Raw genomic sequence first — 17,560 nt, 5'->3', positions numbered from 1 at the left:
GCCGCGCTCATCCGGAGAGGTGCTCCGCGAGCAGCGCGGCGGCGCGGCCGCGGTGGCTGATCGCGCCCTTCTCCTCCGGGGTCAGCTCGGCCATCGTGCGGCCGGCGGGCGCCGGGATCGGGTCGTCGGGAAGGAAGGCGGGGTCGTAGCCAAAACCGCCGTCGCCGCGGGGCTCGGGCGCCAGCGTGCCGGTGCAGCGGCCTTCGAAGAGGTGCTCGGTGTTGTTGATGGGGTCGGCCAGCGCGATGACGCACACGTACGCGATCGGGCTGCCGGTCGGCGCCTCGGCGAGCAGCTTGTCGAGGTTCTCCTGGTCGGTGGCGTCCTCGCCCGCGAAGCGCGCCGAGTAGACGCCGGGCCGGCCGCCCAGCGCCTCGGACTCGATGCCGGAGTCGTCGGCGATCACGACGACGTTCAGCGCCTGCGCGGCCGCGCGTGCCTTGCCGAGCGCGTTCTCGGCGAAGGTCGTCCCGGTCTCGGGCGGGAGGACGACCGCGTCGGGCAGCGGCGCGACCTCATGGGGCGCGAGGAGCTGCTCGAACTCCTCGGCCTTGTGAGCGTTGCGGGTGGCGAGGACCAACTTCATGATGTCGCTCCGCGGCCCGCGGCGATCGCCGCGTCCTGGGCGACGCGCAGCGCCGCGATCCCGCCCTCGGCGAGGTGCAGCAGCTCGTCCAGGTGCGCGCGGCTTAGCGGCGTGCGCTCGGCGGTCGCCTGGACCTCGACCAGCCCGCCCTCGCCGGTCATGACGACGTTGGCGTCGACCTCGGCGGCGGAGTCCTCGGGGTAGTCGAGGTCGAGCAGCGGCACGCCGCCGACGATGCCGCAGGAGATCGCGGCGATCGTGCCGGTCAGCGGCGACTTGGCGATTCGCCCGCTGGCTTGGAGCTCCGCGCAGGCCAGCGCGAGCGCGACGAAAGCGCCGGTGATCGACGCGGTGCGCGTGCCGCCATCGGCCTGCAGAACGTCGCAGTCCAGGTAGATGGTGTTCTCGCCCAGCGCGGCGAAGTCGACGACGACGCGCAGCGAGCGGCCGATCAACCGCTGGATCTCGACCGTGCGCCCGTCTTGCTTGCCGCGCGAGATGTCGCGCTGCTTGCGGTCGCCGGTCGACGCGGGCAGCATCCCGTACTCGGCGGTGACCCACCCGAGGCCGGAGTTGGCCCGCCACCGTGGTACCCCGGTCTGCGCCGACGCCGTGCAGATCACCCGCGTCTCCCCCATCGAGATCAGCGCGCTGCCGGTCGCGGTCCGGACAAACCCGGGCTCGATCGTCACCGGCCGCAGCCCATCGGGCGCGCGGTCGTAGCTACGGGTCACGGTCGCGGCCATCGCGCCGATGGTACGCACCAGGCCGGTCTACAGCGCACGACGGTGCGGCCGAGGGCGGTTGTGCGGACCCAGTTGAAGTCGATCTCGACTTTGGGCCCCAGGAGGGCCACAACTCGAGACCGACGGCGCGCGATCTCAGCGTGCGGACGCCGGCGCCCGCCACTCCGACGCCGAGAGATCGACGTGCTCGACCTCGGTCAGCGGCATCTGCAGGAAGCGGGTGCCGAGGCGGCGGAAGGCGTCGGCGTCGCCGGTGCACAGGAAGGAGTAGGTGCCCTCGCCGTCGCGGCGCGAGGCGAGGTCGCGGGAGCCGAGGACGTGCTCGGCCTGGCGGGCCAACGCCGCGCCGGAGGTCACGATCGTCACGCCGCGCCCAAGCATCCGCTGGAGCATCGAGCGCACCAGCGGGTAGTGCGTGCAGCCGAGGATGACCGTGTCCACCCCGGCCTCGACCAGCGGGGCGCAGTAGCCGCGGACGACCTCTTGCAGCTCGCGCGAGAACAGCTCGCCGCCGGGCGGGTCCTGGATCAGCGGCGCGAGGTCCGGGCACGGGACCGCCACGAGGTCGACGTGCGGATCAACGGCGGCGACCGCACGCTCGTAGGCGCCGGAGGCGACCGTCGCTCGTGTGGCCAAGAGGCCGATCCGACCGGTCCGCGTGACCGCCACCGCCTGGGCAGCCTCCGGCCGGACCACACCGATCACATCGACGCCAAGCGTCGTCTCCAGCATCCGCCGCTGTAGCGCGGGCAGCGCCGCGGCGGTCATCGAGTTGCAGGCGACGACCAGCAGCTTGGCGCGGCGCGCGACCAGCTCGTCGGCGATGTCCATGCCGAACGCCTCGAGCTCCTGCGCCGTGCGCTCGCCGTACGGAAAGCGCGCGCTGTCACCCAGGTAGACGTAGTCCTCCTGGGGCAGCGACACGAGCAGCTCGTGCAGCACGGTCAGACCACCGACGCCGGAGTCAAAGACGGCGATGGGGCGGTCGCGCGGATCGGCGGCGGGCACGAGGATCATCGTACGGAGCGCACCCGCCGCCACGGCGACGTCGGCCATCTAGCCCTTGCCGGCGCCGCCGACGTCGTCGATCGTGCCCTTGACCTTCTGCACGATCGTCTTGGCGATCGTGCCGTCGCTGCCGGTCTTTACGACCGCGACCATCACGCCCGCCAGCAGCAGGATCAACCCGATGTACTCGACGGTCCCCTGGCCGTCGTCGGAGGTGGCCAAGCGGCGGTGGGCGCGGTGCAGGGCGTGGTAGGCGGTCGCGTGAGCGAAACCAAAGGCGGGGTACATGCGTCTCTCCAAGTGATGCGGATGAACAGGATCGACGCCGATGGTGCGCGAGCGCGTGTGACGGAACCACACGCAAACGTCACGAAACCGCGCAGCGCTTGCGACATGGGCCGCTGGTATCGTCCGACGCGGCGCCTCATGGGCGCCTTCTCCCTATGAAGGGTCCCTTCCGACGCATCCGTCCCGGCCGGCGTCCGGCCGACGACCCGGGCCAGCAGCAGGATCCGCAGGCGACGCTCGTCGTCCCGCCGCTTCCTGCGCCTACCGACGTCACCGCGGTCCAGCCGCCGGTTGAGCAGCCCGTGCCCGCGGAGCCGCTGCCGGCGGGGTTGGCGCCTGCCGACGTCGCGCCGACGCGCCCGAGCTTCCGCGATCGCGGCCGCCTGCGCCGCCGCCTGCGCTACCTGCGCCGCGTGCGGGAGCTGGGCTTCCGGGACCTCGGCGGTCTCGCCTTCGACCTGCACCGCTTCCGCCGCCGCAACGACGAGCTGGTGCTCGGCAAGCTCGCGGCGCTCGACGCGGTGGACCGCGAGCTGCGCGCGATCGAGCGCGTCCTGAACGACCGCCGCGACATCATCGAGCTGCGCGAGCCGGGCGTCGCTGCCTGCCCGCGGTGCGGCGCGCTGCACAGCTCCGACGCGAACTTCTGCCCGCAGTGCGGCACGCAGTTCAGCGGGCCGCGGGCGATCGGCGAGGTCGGCGGCCAGCCCGCCGCGCCCGAGGTCTCGCCCGCTCAGGAAACCCTTCCGATCAGCGCTTCCGATCAAGGCTCGACGCCGGTCTCCGGCGCGCTGGCGGGCAACCCGCCGGTCGAGACGCCGCCAGAGCCGATCGCTGAAGAGGCCCCGGCCCCGGACGGCGTCGACGCGCCGACGGCTGGAGAAGCGCCGACCACGGTGAACGATCCCCAGGCCCCGAGCGACGCGGCGCCCGCCAACGGCGACGGCGACGCGACGACCCCCGACCAGCCCACGCAGGCCTTCCCGTCGCTGGGTGAGGACAACGGACATGGGTCGGCCATGACCGGCGGCGATCCGCTCGCGTCACGCGAGCGTTCGGCGGAGTGACCGGCCAGGATCCCCAGCAGGTCACCGGTCCGGCGCCGGTGCCGCTGCGATGCCCGCGGTGCGGCACGTACGTCGCGCCCGAGCAGGACTGGTGTCTTGAGTGCGGGGCCCCGGCCCGGACGCGCCTGGCGCCGACGCCGAACTGGAGGGCGCCGATCGCGCTCGTGGCCGTCGTCGTCCTGCTCGCAGGGTTGGTGCTCGCGTTCGCGTTCACCGAGCTGACCAACGACGACGGGCGCGTCTCGGCGGCCACGACCGCGCCGGTCGAGCCGGACACCATCCCTCAGAACAGCGTCCCGACCGCGCCGCCCGCGGCAGCGACGAACCCCGACGTCGCCTCCAGCGCGGCGCCCGCGGGCTGACGGCGCCCGCCAAAGCGCCAGAGCATCTAGCTAGCCCAGCAGCGCCGCGTGGCGCGCGCGGTACTTCTCGCTCAGCGGGTGCACGTCCAGCAGCGGCGCCGCCACCGGCCCGTCGGCCGCGAGCACCTCGAGCGTCGCCACCATCCCCCGCGCCAGCGCGCCGAGGTCGTAGCCGCCCTCCAGGACTACTCCTACAGGAACGCCCAGCGCGTCCGCCACCGCGCGGACCGACGCCGCCATCGTCCCGTAGCCCGCGTCGCTCACCTCGCCGTCGGCCAGCGGGTCGTCGCGGTGGGCGTCGAAGCCGGCCGAGATCAGGATCAACCCCGGGTCGTAGGAGCGCGCCAACGGCACCACGACGTGCTCGACCAGGGAGCAGAAGACCGCGTCGCCCGACCCGGGCGGCACCGGCAGGTTCACGGTGTATCCGCGCCCCGCGCCCGCGCCGACCTCGTCCGCCGCGCCCGTCCCCGGGTACAGCGGCCACTGGTGGATCGAGCAGAACAGGACGTCGTCGTCCTGCCAGAACACGTCCTGGGTCCCGTTGCCGTGATGCACGTCCCAGTCCAGGATCAGCACGCGCTTGACGTCGGAGGACGCGAGCGCGTGCCGCGCCGCGACCGCCACGTTGTTGAACAGGCAGAAGCCCATCGACCGCCGCGCCTCCGCGTGGTGGCCAGGCGGCCGGTGCACCGAGACGCCCAGCCGCGGCGCGTCCACCGCGCCCGGCATGCCGACCAAAGCATCAACGACGGCGCATGCCCCGCCCGCGGCGTGCAGCGCCGCCTCCCAGGACCCAGGAGATACCACCGTGTCCCCGTCGATCGCGCCGCCGCCGCTGGCGCACAGCTCCTGGATCCCGTTGATCAGCCGCGCCGGATGCACCGCCTCCAGCTGCGCGCGAGCCGCCGGCGGCGACGAACGCACGTCGAAGCCCAACCACTCGCGGGCCTCCAGCGCGCGCTCGATCGCGACGATCCGCGCCGGCTGCTCCGGGTGTGGTCCCGGATCGTGCTCGAGCGACGACGGGTGATGGAACAAGACGGGTGCGGCCATCGCGTCGGTACGGTACCCGCGTGCCGCAGCCGGAGCCCGCCGCCGTGATCGTCGACGCCGAGGTCGCGGTCGTAGGAGCGGGCGCGGCCGGCCTCTACGCCGCGCTGACCGCTGCCCGCGCGGGCGCCCGCGTCGCGCTCGTGTCCGCCACGCCCCTCGCCCAGACCGCGTCCTATTGGGCCCAGGGCGGCCTGGCCGCCGCGCTCGACCCGACCGACTCGCCCGACCTGCACCGCAAGGACACCGAGATCGCCGGGCGCGGGATCGTCCGCCGCTCCGCCGCCCAGCTGCTGTGCCGCGAGGCGCCGCGCGCGGTCCGGGAGCTCGAGGAGCTCGGCGTCGTCTTCGATCGCAACGCCGACGGCACGTTCGGCCTCGGCCTCGAAGGCGGGCACTCCAAGCGCCGCGTCGTCCACGCCGGCGGCAGCGCGACCGGGCGCCGCGTGGTCCGGCAGCTCTCCGCCGTGGTGGTCGAGGAGCCGCGCATCGAAGTGCTGGAACAAGCCCGCGCCGCCGCGCCGTGGACCGTTGATGGCCGCCTCGTCGGGATCGTCCTGGAGGACGGCCGCGCGATCCGCGCCCGTTCCACGATCCTGGCGACCGGCGGCGCCGCCGCGCTGTGGGCTCGCACGACCAACCCGCCGGGCTCGCTCGGAATCGGGCTGATGCTCGCCCGCCAAGCGGGCGCCGCGCTCGCCGATCTGGAGTTCGTGCAGTTCCATCCGACCGCGGTGACGTCGATCCCCGGCCGCGAGGGCTTCCTGGTGACCGAGGCGATCCGCGGCGAGGGCGCGACGCTGCTGGACGCCAACCACGAGCGCTTCGTGGAGGAGCTCAAGCCGCGTGATGAGGTGGCGCTAGCGGTCTACAACACGATGCAGGCCCAGGGCACCACGCACGTCTGGCTCGACATGCGCCACGTCGACCCCATGTCCTTCCCCAATGTCGTCGGCGCGCTGCGGGAGTCCGGCCTGGACCCCGCGACCGAGCTCGTGCCCGTCTCACCGGCCAGCCACTTCTGCATGGGCGGCGTGGTCGTCGACCTCGACGGCGCCTCCACCGTCTCCGGGCTCTACGTCGTCGGCGAGACCGCCTGCACCGGCCTGCACGGCGCCAACCGCTTGGCCTCCAACTCGTTGACCGAGTGCTTCGTCCAGGGCAAGCGCGCGGCGCTGGCGGGCCTCGACGAGCCGCGCCTGCACGTCGCGCCCGAGAACCCGCCGGTCGCGGCGCCGATCCCGGCCCCGACGCAGGCGACGCGCGACGCGCTCTGGCGCCACGCGGGGCTCACCCGCGACGCCGCGGGCCTAGAACAGCTCCGCGACGACCCGCATCCACTGGCGCAGCTGGTCGCCGAGTGCGCCATCCTGCGTCAGGAGAGCCGCGGCGCGCACGTGCGCAGCGACTTCCCTGAGGTGGACCCCGCTCTCGACGGCCATCACGCCGTCGTCCGCAACGGCGGAGCACCCACTTTCGAGCGCTGGACGTAGCACGACCATCGGTCGGCTGAACGTCGGCACCCTCTTAACGCGAACTCAACAGACCTTGCGTTGGTGCTTCATGAGGCCGGGGCATGATGCATCCGGTCGAGGAGCAAGCCAATCCCATGGTCAAGGGGAGGTCGCGATGTACCAGTTCAGCAGGGCCATGTACCGAGAGCTCGCCGCAGATGTCGACATGACGGTCTGCGACGAAGCCCACCACCACGTGCTCCACGCGTGCGAGGCCAACATCGAGCGCCTGGTCGGCGATCGTCACTACTTCGCCCGTCCCGCGCGCACGCTGTTCAACGACATCCGCCGCTACTTCCCGATGACCGCACAGGCACGCGTCTGCGCCGTCGTCGAGCGCTACGTCGCCGCCACCGAGGACTGGCTCGACAACCTGCCCCAGAACGGCATCGACGTCAACGGCCAGCCCCTGCAGTGTCGCGCGACCACCCGCCGCGGCACGGCCTGCCAGCGGATGCCGCTGCCCCACAACGGCTACTGCCCGTCGCACCAGCACCTCGCCGAGACCGAGGAGCCGCTGGAAGTGGTCGAGGCGATGGCGGCCTAAGACCGCAGCTTCTTGGAGAGTGCACCCCGGGCCTGTGCGCTAGTAGCGTGCGGGCCCGGATGCTGCTCGGGGTCGACGTCGGAGGGACCTTCACCGATGCGGTCCTGGTCGACGGCGGGCGGCTGATCACCGCCAAGGCGCCGACGACGCCCGAGGATCAGTCGCGGGGCGTGTTGGAGGCGGTGTCGAGCGCGCTGGGCGCGGCCGGCGCGTCGCGGTCGGCATCCGCGGTCGAGGCGTTCTCGCACGGGATGACGGTGGCGACCAACGCGCTGCTGGAGGGCGTCGGCGCGCGCACGGTGCTGTGCGCGACCGAGGGGTTCGTGGACGTCGTAGAGCTCGGGCGTCAGGCGCGGCCCGAGCTGTACCGGCTGTGCGCGGACCGGCCGGCGCCGTTGGTGCCGCCGGAGCGGCGGGTGGCGGTGCCGGAGCGGATGGGGCCATCTGGGGTCCTGCGGGCGTTGACACGCGAAGCGGCCGACGCGGTGGCCGAGCAGGTCGCCGCGCTGGAGCCCGAGGCGGTCGCGGTGGTGTTGCTGCACGCCTACCGAGATCCGTCGCATGAGTCGCTTCTGGGCGACGCGCTGCGGGCGCGCTTGGGCGACGGCGTCCACGTGTCGCTGTCGCACGAGGTGACCGCGACGTTCCGCGAGTACGAGCGCGCCGCGACGACCGAGGTCGACGCGGCGTTGTCACCGCTGTTGCGGTCGTACTTGTCGCGGTTGGTTGACGGCGCGCGCGAGGCGGGCCTCGTCGAGCCATCGATCATGCAGTCCAGCGGCGGCCTGACGGAGGCGTCGCACGCGGCGTCGCACGCCGCGCTGACGGTGTTGAGCGGGCCCGCGGGCGGCGCGGCCGCGGCGGCGCTCCTGGCGGAGCGCCTGGGCGAGCCCGACCTGTTGTGCTTCGACATGGGCGGGACGTCGTGCGACGTCTGCGTCGTGGAGGACGGGCGCGTGCGCGTAGCCGGCACCCACCCACCCCGCGAGGTCGGCGGACGGCCGCTGGCGCTGCCGATGGTCGACATACACACGGTCGGCGCGGGCGGCGGGTCGATCGCCTGGCGCGACGCGGGCGGCGCGCTACGCGTTGGGCCGCGGTCGGCGGGCGCGGTGCCGGGGCCGGCTGCGTATGGACGCGGGGGCGTCGAGCCGACGGTGACCGACGCCAACGTCGTGCTTGGGCATCTTGATGTGGAACGGCCTTTGGCGGGCGACGTGCGGTTGGATGCGGACGCCGCGTTGCGCGCAGTCGACGCGCTGGCGCAGGAGCTGGGACTCTCAGACGCGCGCGCGTGCGCGGAAGGAATCGTGAAGGTCGCCAACACCGAGATGGTGCGGGCGCTGCGCGTGGTCACCGTCGAGCGCGGGATCGACCCGCGGCGCTTCGCGCTCCTGGCCTTCGGCGGCGCCGGACCGCTGCACGCCGCGGCGATCGCCGACGAGCTGGGGATCACGCGGATCGTCGTGCCGCGCGCCGCAGGCGTGCTGAGCGCGCTGGGGCTGGCGGCGGCGGAGCGGCGGCAGGACACGGCTGCATCGGTTCTGCTGCGCGGTCCGGAGCTGACCGACGCGGCGTTGCGCGCGCTGGCCGAGGGCGCCGACGAGGTCGTGTGGGACGCGCGCTATGCGGGGCAGTCGCACGAGCTGGCACTGCGCGATGTGGAGCCGCGCGCGGAAGCCCTGCGCCGCGCCTTGGCCGAGGCCCACCGCGAGCGCTACGGCTACGCCGACGAGGACGCGGAGGTCGAGCTGGTGACCGTGCGGACGGCGCGCGTCGATGCCGGTCCGGACGTCGTGTGGGACGCGCAGTCCTCGCCATCGTTCAGCGGCCCCACGCGGGTCGATCTGCCGGAGTCGACGCTCGTGGTCCCCGGCGGCTGGTCCGGCCACACCGACGCGACAGGGACGGTGATCCTGGAACGTGCTTGACCCCATTGCCTTGCAGGTCGCCACGGGCGCGCTGCGCGCCGCGTGCGAGGAGATGGGCGCGGTGCTGATCCGCAGCGCGCACTCGGCCAACATCAAGGAGCGCCGCGACTGCTCGACCGCGCTCTTCGACGCGCACGGCGAGATGGTCATGCAGGCCGAGCACATCCCGGTGCACCTGGGCGCGATGCCGGCGTCGGTGGCGGCGGTCCTGGATCGCGATCACTCAGGCGGCGTGTCCTGGGTGCTCAACGACCCCTACCAGGGCGGCACGCACCTGCCGGACATCACGGCGGTGACGCCGGTCCTGGCCGAAGGCGGCGCGTTGTTGGGGTTCTCGGCCTCGCGCGCCCATCACGCCGACGTCGGCGGGCGCGTCCCGGGGTCGATGCCGTTCGACTCGCGGACGCTGGACGAGGAGGGCGTCGTGATCGCCCCGCGCGTGCTGGACGACGCGGCGATCGACGAGTTGTCGTCCTTGATGCGCCAGCCCGCGGAGCGCCGCGCGGACCTGCGCGCGCAGCTTGCCGCCAACCGGCTCGGCGCGCGGCGCGTGCGGGAGCTCGCGGAGCGCCTCGGCGAGGACGGGCTGCGCGACGCGTTCGCGTCGGTGCTCGACTACGCGGAGCGGCGCACGCGCGCCTGCCTGGAGGCGCTGGAGGACGGCACGCGGCATGCGGTCGACGTTCTTGAAGGGGTCGATGGCGACTTGGAGTTGCGCGTCGCCGCGACCGTCAAGGGCGACATGTTGGTCTTGGACTTCCGCGGCAGCGCGGCGCAGGACCCGGGCAACCTCAACTGCCCGGTCGCGGTGACGCGCAGCGCCTGCCTGTTCGCGGTGCGTGTGCTGACCGACGCGGACATCCCACCCTCGGCCGGCGCCCACAGGCCGGTGGAGGTCATCACCGAGGCGGGGTCCTTGCTCGACGCGGCCGCCCCGGCGGCGGTGGCGGGCGGCAACGTGGAGACTTCCTCGCGCGTGGCAGACCTGGTGCTTCGCGCTTTCGGGCGGGCCTGTGGTCAGGGCACCATGAACAACGTGACGCTCGGCAACGACGACTTCTCCTACTACGAGACGCTCGGCGGCGGGCAAGGGGCGTGCCCGGATGCGGACGGGCCAAGCGCCGTCCACGTCGCGATGTCCAACACCTTGAACACGCCGGTCGAGGCGCTGGAGCTGGAGTTCCCGCTGCGGGTCGTGGAGTACTCGGTGCGGCGGGGCAGCGGCGGCGCGGGGACCTTCCACGGCGGCGACGGGATCGTCCGCGAGCTGGAGGCCTTGACCGACATGTCGTTCTCGCTCATCACCGAGCGGCGGCGGCACGCGCCGCCGGGCGCTGAGGGCGGCGCGGACGGCGCCGTGGGTCGCAACCTCGTTGATGGGGTTGAAGTGGCTTCGAAGGCGGGCGGGACGCTGCGCGCGGGGTCGCGGTTGCGGCTGGAGACGCCGGGCGGTGGCGGGCACGGCGCGCCGTCTTGAAGCGGCTAGCTCCTGGCCACCACCAGCGCCATCGCCACGCAGACGCCGGCCGCGGCCGTGAACGCGGCATTGCCAAGCGGCAGCCAGAGCACCGGCGCGAGCGCGTTGCCGGCGAACTTGAAGGCGCCGATCAGCGAGACCGCGCCGCCGCGGTTGCGCGGCGCGGCGGAGACCGTGAAGACGTTGAGGCCGGCCCAGACGAACGCGGACGCGACGCCAGCCGCGATCCAGCAGAGCGCCAATCCCGCCGCCCCGTCGACGATGCCGAGCAGCGGCAGCGTTACGACGCACGCGATCGCGCCGGTCACCGCGACCCGCCGCGCGCCCGCCCGGTCGACCCATGCTCCGGCCGGACGCCCCGCGAAGACCCCAGCCGCGCCGAAGCCGGCGAGCAGCAGCCCGCGCGCGGTCGGCCCGAGCCCGAAGGCGTCGCCCGCGCGTAGGGCAACGACGACCCCGACGCCCGTGATCGCCAGGTACGCGAGGAAGGCGGCGAGCGCGGTCCGGTAGGTCTCGCGGGTGAGGGCGTCGGCGAAGCGAGGGCGCTCGGCGGGCGCGGCCGCGACCTCGCCCGCCACCGCGTCGCCGCCCATGGCGGTCGCTCCGCCCACCGCCGCGTCGCCCACCCCTTCCTCCACCCCACGGCGCGGCCGCGACGCCACCGCCAGCGCGATCGCCGCCACCGCCGCCGCCAGGAAGGCCAGGCGGTAGTCGAGCGCGCCCGCCAGCCCGCCGATCAGCGGCGCGGCGACGATCCCGGCGGTCTGGACGGCGGCGAAGGTGCCCATCGTGCGGCCGAGGTCGGGCGGCGCCGTGTCCTCGGCCAGCGTCGCGAGGACGAGCGGCGTCGTGAACGCGTTGGCGGCGCCCTGGATCGCGCGAGCGGCGAGGAACGCCGCGTAGCCGGTGGTCAGCGCCGCGGCGGCGGAGGCGACCGCGTAGACGAGGAAGGCGATCCCGGTCGCGCGCGAGCGGCCGAGGCGCTCGCCGAGCGTCCCTGACACGAGCTGCAGCGCGGCGAACGGCACCAGGTAGGCGGTGAGGCTCAGCGACGCGGCGGAGGTCGAGACGTCGAAGGCGTTGCGCAGCTCCGGGATCAGCACGGTGACCATGCCGCCGCCGAAGGGGCCGATGAAGCCGCCGGCGTAGAGGGCGCCGCGGAGCGCGCGGCGGTCGCTCATCCGAGCGCGACGACGGACCCGGCGCGGGCGCTCTCGCGCGCGGCTTCGAGCACGTCGAGAACGGTGATCGCCTCGGCGGCGGTGACGGGCGGGCGAGCGGCGTCACCGCGGATCGCGTCGCGGACGCCGGCGTAAAAGGCCGGCCAGGCGCCGCGCTCCATCGTCAAAGGCTCCGCGTCGTCGGCGTAGCGGGTCGCGCCGGCCGCATCCTCCGGGCGCCATCCGAAGCTCGGGTCCTGGCCGGGATCCAGCCGCTCGCGCAGCTGGCCTTCCTGCGGGTCGAGCCCGCGCGAGACGAACGCCGCGCTCGTGCCGAGCGCGCGAAACCGCGGCGGCCCATCGGCGGCGTGGACGCCCGCGTGCAGGTGCGAACGGACGCCGCCGGCGTGCTCCAGCGTGATGAAGACCTCGTCCTCGACCTGCGCGTCGGGCCGGGTCGTGCGCAGCTCGGCGTAGACGTGCGTCGGCGTGCCGAGCAGCTGGATCGCCTGGTCGGCGAGGTGGCTGCCGAGGTCCAGCAGGAGCCCGCCGCCGTCGGCCGGATCGCTCAGCTCGCGCCAGGCGCCCTGCTTGATCTGCGGGCGCCAGCGGTCAAAGCGCGACTCCAAGGTGATGATGTCGCCCAGCGCGCCGGCGGCGACCTCGCGCCGCAGCGTGAGGAAGTCGTCGTCCCAGCGGCGGTTGTGGAAGACGCTGAGGACGACGCCGGCCTCGCGGGCCTCCGCGTCGAGCGCGCGGGCTTCCGCGGCGGTGACCGCCAGCGGCTTGTCCACCACCACGTGCTTGCCCGCGGCGATCGCCTGGCGCGCCAGCTCGACGTGGAACCGGTTCGGGGACGCGACGACGACCAGGTCGGCACCATCGAGCGCCTCGTCCAGCTTCCCGACCGCGCGCGCCTGCGGGTGGTCGGCGGCCAGCTCCTGACGGCGCTCCGCGTTGTTGGTGACGACCGCGCTCAGCTGTAGGCCGTCCGTCGCCGCGACCAGCGGCGCGTGGAAGGTCCGGCCGGCCAGGCCGTACCCGGCGACAATGACGTGAAGGGACCCATCGGACACCGCGCGCACGCTAGCGCGCGCGCCGGCCCTCGCCGGGAGTAAGGGGTCCGTCGGGCCCGGCTTCCGCGACGAGGTAAGGGGTCCCCTCCGCGACGGTCCGCGGCCGAGTAAGGGGTCCGCGCTCAGGAGTAAGGGGTCGATCGCCTCAGCTCGCTCCGTCCGCCCGATGTGGCGCGCCCGTCTCAGGCGCAAGATGCTGTCCATGCTCCTCCTCCTCAACCAGCCTCTCGCCGCCGTCCGCGACGAGGACGCCTCTCGCGCCGGCCACCGGCTCCGATTCCAGCCGCGCATCCCTCAGCGCGCGGCACTCCTCGATCGGGTCCGTGGCCGGCGCGGCGCGCGTCCGCGCTTCGTGCACGCGTAGCCCAGCGACAAGACCGCACCGAACTTGCCGCCGAAGACCGTCGACCTCACCGAACGGCGCCGCGTGCGCCAACATGGTCCGGGCATGCCTGCCCGGGTCACCAGCGACGCGTTCATCGGCCGCCGTCGCGAGCTCTCCCAGCTGGAGGCGGCGTTGGCGGCCGCCACCGGTGGGGACTGCTCCTCGGAGGCGTGCCGCGCGGCGCTGGTGTTCGTGGCGGGAGAGTCCGGCGTCGGCAAGAGCCGCCTCACCGATCACTTCGCCGAACGGGTCAAGGCCACGGGCGTCCGGGTCCTGTGGGGCGACTGCATCGACTTGGGCGAGAGCGAACTCCCCTATGCGCCGATCGTCTCGGCGCTGCGCTCTCTGGCCCGGGCGGGCCATCCGGTCTTCGACGCGCTCGGCCCCGCGCGTGCGGAGCTGGCCCGACTGCTCCCCGAGCTGGGCGCGCCCGGCGACCTGCTCGTCGAGCCCTACGCGGGCAGCGCGCAGGGCCGCCTGTTCGAGTTGTTGTTGGTGCTCTTCGAGCGGCTCGCGCAGGAGGCGCCGGTGCTGCTGGTCATCGACGACCTCCACTGGGCGGACCGCTCCACGCGTGACTTCCTCGCGTTCCTCGCGCGCAACGTGTGCGCCCAGCGGTTGATGGTGGTCTGCACCTACCGCGTCGACGAGCTGCACCGCCGTCACCCGCTGCGCCCGTTCCTAGCGGAGATCGAGCGGACCGAGCGCGCGTCGCGGCTGCCGATCGAGCGCTTCTCGCGCAAGGAGGTCGGCGCGCAGCTCACGTCGATCCTCGGGACGCCGCCGGAGCCCGAGCTGCTGGACCGCGTCTACGCGCGCTCCGAAGGCAATGCGCTCTATGCCGAGGAGATCCTCGCCGCCGAGCGGGAGGGCGACGGCACGCTGCCGGAGTCGCTGCGCGACGTGCTCATGCTGCGCGTCGAGGCGCTCGGAGAGATGACGCAGGAGGCGCTGCGCTGGGTCTCGGCCGCGCACCGGATCGAGCACGACGTGCTCGAGGAGGCCTCGGGGCTGGACCCGCGCGCGCTGCGCGACGCGCTGCGCGAGGCCGTCGCCCACCACGTCCTGGTCACCCAGGCTGACGGCCGCATCGCCTTCCGGCACGCGCTGCTGCGCGAGGCCGTCCACGACGACCTGCTGCCCGGCGAGCACGCCGACATGCACCTACAACTTGCGCGCGTGCTGGAAGGCCGCGTCGTGTCCGAGGCGTGCATCGCGTTGGACCGCGCCGCCGAGATCGCCCATCACTTCGACCTCGCGATGGACCAGCCGGCCGCGCTGCGGACGATGGTGCGCGCGGGCGCGACCGCCTCGCGCGTGCACGCCGATGCCGAGGCCGCGGCGTTCTACGAGCGGGCCCTGGAGCTGTGGGACCGCGTCGAGGATCCGGCCGCGCTGGCGGGCTGCGACCACGTCGACCTGCTCGCGCGCGCCGCGGCCGCCCACCAGTTCGACCACGGCCGCTCGATCGTGCTGATCAAGCGGGCGCTGCACGAGGTCGACCAGGACGCCGAGCCCGAGCGCGCAGCGCTGTTGTTGGAGCGGTTGGGCAAGGCGCGGTGGTCGCAGGGCAAGGGCCAGATCGCGCTGGAGGCGTGGGACGCGGCGCTCGCGCTGCTGCCGGTCTCGCCGCCGACCGAGGCGCGGGCGCAGCTGTTGGCCGCGAAGGCCGGCGGGCTGATGCTCTGGGGCCGCTACGCGGACGCGAGCGCGATGGCCGACGACGCGTTGGAGGTCGCTGACGCGGTCGGCGCCCGCGGCGTCTGGATCCACGCGCTGAACACGAAGGGCGTGTCGCTGCGCGGCGGCGGTCGGACCGAGCTCGGGCTGGCGACGCTGCGCGAGGCGATGGAGATGGCGCGGGCCGAGGGCAACGTCGACCAGCTGCTGCGCGCCTACCTCAACCTCTCCGACGCGATGCACCTGACCGGCGACACCTACGGCGCGCGCGACCTGCTGATCGCCGGGCGCCGCGAGGTCCGCACGCTCGGGCGCCACGCGAAGTGGCTGGCGATCCAGCAGGCGGAGATCGCCTTCGACCTGGGGTCGTGGGCCGAGGCCGAGCAGCTCGCCTCTGATGAGCTGGGCCGCGGCATCCAGGGCATGACCAAGGTCTTCTTCGAGCTGACGCGGGCGGCGCTGGCACTCGCACGCGGCGAGCACGACGACGCGCGAGCGCGGTTGGTCGAGGCGCGCGAGCTGGTGACGCGCTCCTACGAGCCGCAGTGGCACGCGCCGATCACCGCAATGCTCGCCGGGCTGGAACGGCGCGAGCGCAACCTGACGGCGGCGCGCGCCGCGATCCATGCCGGGCTGGAGCGCTTGGCCACCACCGAGGCGATGGACGACGGCGCCCGACTGGCGCGCATCTTCTCCGCGGCCGCGGGCGTCGAGGCCGACGCCGCCCAGCAGGCGCGTGACCTCGGCCGCCCCGAGGACGAGGCCGCCGCCATCACCGCCGCGCGCGAGTACGCCGAGCGCGCCCGCGAGGCCGCGTCGCGCCCCTTCGCCGCCGCGATGCCCGAGGCCGCGGCGATGGTCCTGGTCGCCGAAGCCGAGATCGCCGCCGCCGAAGGCGCCTCTGACCCGGCGCGCTGGGCCGCGGCCGCCGAGGCCTGGGCCGCGATGCCGCGGCCGTACCGCTTTGCCCGCACCCGCTGGCGCGAGGCCGAAGCCCATCTCATCCGCGGCGACCGCGCCGCCGCCGAGTCGGCTGCCACCGACGCCCTCGCCATCGCCTCGCGCCTGGGGTCGCGCTGGCTCGTCGACGAGCTCCAAGCCCTCGCCCGGCGCGGGCGCCTGCGGGTGTCCAAGCCGAGCCGCAGCCGTGGAGCAGCTGGTGCCGCCGCCGGGCCCGGGGATCTCTCGCCGACCGCCGCCGCGCTCCTCGCGGCGCTCCCGCATCCCTTCGCGCCGGCGCCCGCGCCTGTCGCGCTCGGCGACGACCCGCTTGTCGCAGCGCACGCGCCGCTGGCCTCCGACACGCCTAGCGCCGTGCTCGCTGCCGGCGCCTCCGCGCCGCCGCTCCCGCACGCACCTTCCGGCGGCGGCGCCGCGGCCCCCGCCTCTGCCCCGCCCGACCACTTCGCCGGCCTCGGCCTGACGCCGCGCGAGCGCGACGTCCTCGCGCTCGTCGCTCAGGGCCGCACCAACCGCGAGATCGGCGAGGAGCTCTTCATGGCCGAGAAGACCGCCTCGGTCCACGTTTCCCGCATCCTCGCCAAGCTCGACGTCCGCTCCCGCACCGAGGCCGCGGCCGTCGCCCACCGCCTGGGCCTCGAGTCGACCGACGACGACGCGACCACCGCCGTCGCCTGAGGCACCGCCCGCCCCTGAAGCGCCGCCCGCGCCTGCGCGCCCACCCTCGGCGAGCGCCCCCGCGCAAACCTTCCGCCCGCCGCTCGCTAGGTTGCCCGCCATGACGACGGTCGGCTTCCTGGGATTGGGGATCATGGGCTCGCGGATGGCCGCGAACCTCCAGCGCAAGGGGTTCGCCGTCACGGCGTGGACCCGCACGCCCGGCAAGGCCGAGGCCTGGGTCGCCGAGAACCCCGGTGCGACCGCCGCGGCCACGCCCCGCGAAGCGGCGGCGCAGGCCGACATCATCATCTCGATGGTCGTCGACGGCGCACAGGTCGACACGATCCTGCTCGACCCCGAGAACGGCGCCGCCGCGGGCGCTCGCGCCCACACGTTGTTCATCGACATGTCGACGATCGCTCCGGCCGACGCGCGCCGCATCGGCGAAGACCTCGCCGCGCGCGACGGCGACTACTCCTTCGTCGACGCGCCCGTCACCGGCAGCTCCCCGCGCGCCGAGGACGGCACGCTCACGATCATGGCCGGCGGCGCGGGCGACGACATCGCGCGCGCCCGGCCCGCGCTCGAGGCCATGGGCAGCACGATCATCCACGTCGGCGAGCTCGGCCACGGCCAGGTCATCAAGCTCATCAACAACGCGGTCGCCGCCGCCAACGCCGCGACCCTCGCCCAGGCGCTGGTCATGGGCGCCGGGACCGGCGTCGACCTCGAAGCCCTGACCCAGGTCCTGTCAGCTGGCAGCGGGAACTCGACGATGGTCGGACTTAAAGCGGAACCGATGCGTCAGCACAATTACGCGACGTTGTTCAAGACCGCGCACATGCTCAAGGACGTGCGCCTCTGCATCGAAGAGGCCCAACGCGCCGGAATCCCGTTTCCGGCTGCAAATTCCGCACGAGACGCGCTCACCGCAGCGGTCGGCCGGGGGTTCGCCGACCAGGACTTCGCGTCGATCGTGGAGGCCTACGAAGGCCTCGCTGGTCTGCGCATTGACGACGAATGACCGTACGCAGACGTTTGTTTTGAGCGCCTACGCGCC

Annotated in this window: 16 protein-coding genes; 9 read left to right on the top strand and 7 right to left on the bottom strand. The window is 73.9% G+C overall.

The window, feature by feature from the left end; all coding sequences use genetic code 11:
* Window positions 1-7: 7 nt before the first annotated feature.
* The 4 genes from rdgB to ACT01A_RS22665 all read right to left on the bottom strand — a co-directional run bounded on the left by rdgB (window position 8) and on the right by ACT01A_RS22665 (window position 2,628).
* Window positions 8-586, bottom strand: a complete 579-nt coding sequence (rdgB, locus tag ACT01A_RS22680) for an RdgB/HAM1 family non-canonical purine NTP pyrophosphatase (protein ID WP_445149380.1) — start codon at window positions 584-586, stop codon at window positions 8-10.
* Complete coding sequence (gene rph / locus ACT01A_RS22675; protein ID WP_445149379.1) at window positions 583-1,332, bottom strand: ribonuclease PH; 750 nt, start codon at window positions 1,330-1,332, stop codon at window positions 583-585. The genes rdgB and rph overlap by 4 nt, the downstream gene beginning before the upstream one ends.
* Window positions 1,333-1,467: 135 nt before the next feature.
* Entirely contained in the window at window positions 1,468-2,388 is a 921-nt protein-coding gene (gene murI, locus ACT01A_RS22670) for a glutamate racemase (protein ID WP_445149378.1), read from the bottom strand.
* The gene (locus ACT01A_RS22665; protein ID WP_445149377.1) at window positions 2,389-2,628 is read right to left on the bottom strand and encodes a hypothetical protein; all 240 of its coding nucleotides are present in this window, start codon (window positions 2,626-2,628) and stop codon (window positions 2,389-2,391) included.
* A 155-nt stretch (window positions 2,629-2,783) separates the two neighbouring features.
* Between ACT01A_RS22665 and ACT01A_RS22660 the strand changes: the two genes are divergently transcribed.
* Window positions 2,784-3,695 carry a zinc ribbon domain-containing protein gene (locus ACT01A_RS22660; protein ID WP_445149376.1) on the top strand — a complete coding sequence of 304 codons (912 nt, stop codon included), beginning with the start codon at window positions 2,784-2,786 and terminating at the stop codon, window positions 3,693-3,695.
* On the top strand, window positions 3,692-4,057 hold the full coding sequence (locus tag ACT01A_RS22655) for a hypothetical protein (protein ID WP_445149375.1): 366 nt from the start codon (window positions 3,692-3,694) through the stop codon (window positions 4,055-4,057). Before ACT01A_RS22660 ends, ACT01A_RS22655 begins: the two co-directional genes overlap by 4 nt.
* Window positions 4,058-4,087: 30 nt before the next feature.
* On the opposite strand, the gene ACT01A_RS22650 is transcribed toward ACT01A_RS22655, so the two are convergent.
* Window positions 4,088-5,113 (bottom strand): histone deacetylase family protein, encoded by a 1,026-nt coding sequence (locus ACT01A_RS22650; protein ID WP_445149374.1) that lies wholly within the window; start codon window positions 5,111-5,113, stop codon window positions 4,088-4,090.
* Between the two features lie 20 nt (window positions 5,114-5,133).
* On the opposite strand from ACT01A_RS22650, the gene ACT01A_RS22645 reads away from it, so the two are divergent.
* From ACT01A_RS22645 to ACT01A_RS22630, 4 genes are all read left to right on the top strand, one after another.
* A complete protein-coding gene (locus tag ACT01A_RS22645; protein WP_445149373.1) occupies window positions 5,134-6,603 on the top strand; it encodes an L-aspartate oxidase in 1,470 nt (489 codons plus the stop codon).
* Window positions 6,604-6,760: 157 nt separating this feature from the next.
* Entirely contained in the window at window positions 6,761-7,171 is a 411-nt protein-coding gene (locus ACT01A_RS22640) for a hypothetical protein (protein ID WP_445149372.1), read from the top strand.
* Between the two features lie 59 nt (window positions 7,172-7,230).
* The gene (locus ACT01A_RS22635) at window positions 7,231-9,102 is read left to right on the top strand and encodes a hydantoinase/oxoprolinase family protein (RefSeq protein WP_445149371.1); all 1,872 of its coding nucleotides are present in this window, start codon (window positions 7,231-7,233) and stop codon (window positions 9,100-9,102) included.
* Window positions 9,095-10,579 (top strand): hydantoinase B/oxoprolinase family protein, encoded by a 1,485-nt coding sequence (locus ACT01A_RS22630; RefSeq protein ID WP_445149370.1) that lies wholly within the window; start codon window positions 9,095-9,097, stop codon window positions 10,577-10,579. Before ACT01A_RS22635 ends, ACT01A_RS22630 begins: the two co-directional genes overlap by 8 nt.
* Before the next feature lie 5 nt (window positions 10,580-10,584).
* On the opposite strand, the gene ACT01A_RS22625 is transcribed toward ACT01A_RS22630, so the two are convergent.
* On the bottom strand, window positions 10,585-11,760 hold the full coding sequence (locus ACT01A_RS22625) for an MFS transporter (RefSeq protein ID WP_445149369.1): 1,176 nt from the start codon (window positions 11,758-11,760) through the stop codon (window positions 10,585-10,587).
* On the bottom strand, window positions 11,757-12,815 hold the full coding sequence (locus tag ACT01A_RS22620; RefSeq protein ID WP_445149368.1) for a Gfo/Idh/MocA family protein: 1,059 nt from the start codon (window positions 12,813-12,815) through the stop codon (window positions 11,757-11,759). Before ACT01A_RS22620 ends, ACT01A_RS22625 begins: the two co-directional genes overlap by 4 nt.
* A 202-nt stretch (window positions 12,816-13,017) precedes the next feature.
* Here ACT01A_RS22620 and ACT01A_RS22615 point away from each other — a divergent pair, with 202 nt between their 5' ends.
* The 3 genes from ACT01A_RS22615 (at window position 13,018) to ACT01A_RS22605 (ending at window position 17,524) form a co-directional block, all read left to right on the top strand.
* On the top strand, window positions 13,018-13,179 hold the full coding sequence (locus ACT01A_RS22615) for a hypothetical protein (RefSeq protein WP_445149367.1): 162 nt from the start codon (window positions 13,018-13,020) through the stop codon (window positions 13,177-13,179).
* 84 nt (window positions 13,180-13,263) lie between these two features.
* Window positions 13,264-16,518: a helix-turn-helix transcriptional regulator gene (locus ACT01A_RS22610; RefSeq protein ID WP_445149366.1), complete on the top strand. Its 3,255-nt coding sequence runs from the start codon at window positions 13,264-13,266 to the stop codon at window positions 16,516-16,518.
* 100 nt (window positions 16,519-16,618) lie between these two features.
* Window positions 16,619-17,524: an NAD(P)-dependent oxidoreductase gene (locus ACT01A_RS22605; RefSeq protein ID WP_445149365.1), complete on the top strand. Its 906-nt coding sequence runs from the start codon at window positions 16,619-16,621 to the stop codon at window positions 17,522-17,524.
* Window positions 17,525-17,560: the final 36 nt, after the last annotated feature.

It is taken from the genome of Baekduia sp. Peel2402 (assembly GCF_052567285.1).
The sequence above is the reverse complement of the archived record's forward strand: the minus strand, read 5'-3'. Positions and strand labels throughout refer to the sequence as shown.

Coding starts and splice junctions, on each gene's coding strand:
- ACT01A_RS22650 (WP_445149374.1), bottom strand. CDS start 5,113: ATGGCCGCACCCGTCTTGTTCCATCACCCGTCGTCGCTCGAGCACGAT.
- ACT01A_RS22640 (WP_445149372.1), top strand. CDS start 6,761: ATGTACCGAGAGCTCGCCGCAGATGTCGACATGACGGTCTGCGACGAA.
- ACT01A_RS22610 (WP_445149366.1), top strand. CDS start 13,264: ATGCCTGCCCGGGTCACCAGCGACGCGTTCATCGGCCGCCGTCGCGAG.
- murI (WP_445149378.1), bottom strand. CDS start 2,388: ATGGCCGACGTCGCCGTGGCGGCGGGTGCGCTCCGTACGATGATCCTC.
- rdgB (WP_445149380.1), bottom strand. CDS start 586: ATGAAGTTGGTCCTCGCCACCCGCAACGCTCACAAGGCCGAGGAGTTC.
- rph (WP_445149379.1), bottom strand. CDS start 1,332: ATGGCCGCGACCGTGACCCGTAGCTACGACCGCGCGCCCGATGGGCTG.
- ACT01A_RS22625 (WP_445149369.1), bottom strand. CDS start 11,760: ATGAGCGACCGCCGCGCGCTCCGCGGCGCCCTCTACGCCGGCGGCTTC.
- ACT01A_RS22660 (WP_445149376.1), top strand. CDS start 2,784: ATGAAGGGTCCCTTCCGACGCATCCGTCCCGGCCGGCGTCCGGCCGAC.
- ACT01A_RS22605 (WP_445149365.1), top strand. CDS start 16,619: ATGACGACGGTCGGCTTCCTGGGATTGGGGATCATGGGCTCGCGGATG.
- ACT01A_RS22665 (WP_445149377.1), bottom strand. CDS start 2,628: ATGTACCCCGCCTTTGGTTTCGCTCACGCGACCGCCTACCACGCCCTG.
- ACT01A_RS22615 (WP_445149367.1), top strand. CDS start 13,018: ATGCTCCTCCTCCTCAACCAGCCTCTCGCCGCCGTCCGCGACGAGGAC.
- ACT01A_RS22635 (WP_445149371.1), top strand. CDS start 7,231: ATGCTGCTCGGGGTCGACGTCGGAGGGACCTTCACCGATGCGGTCCTG.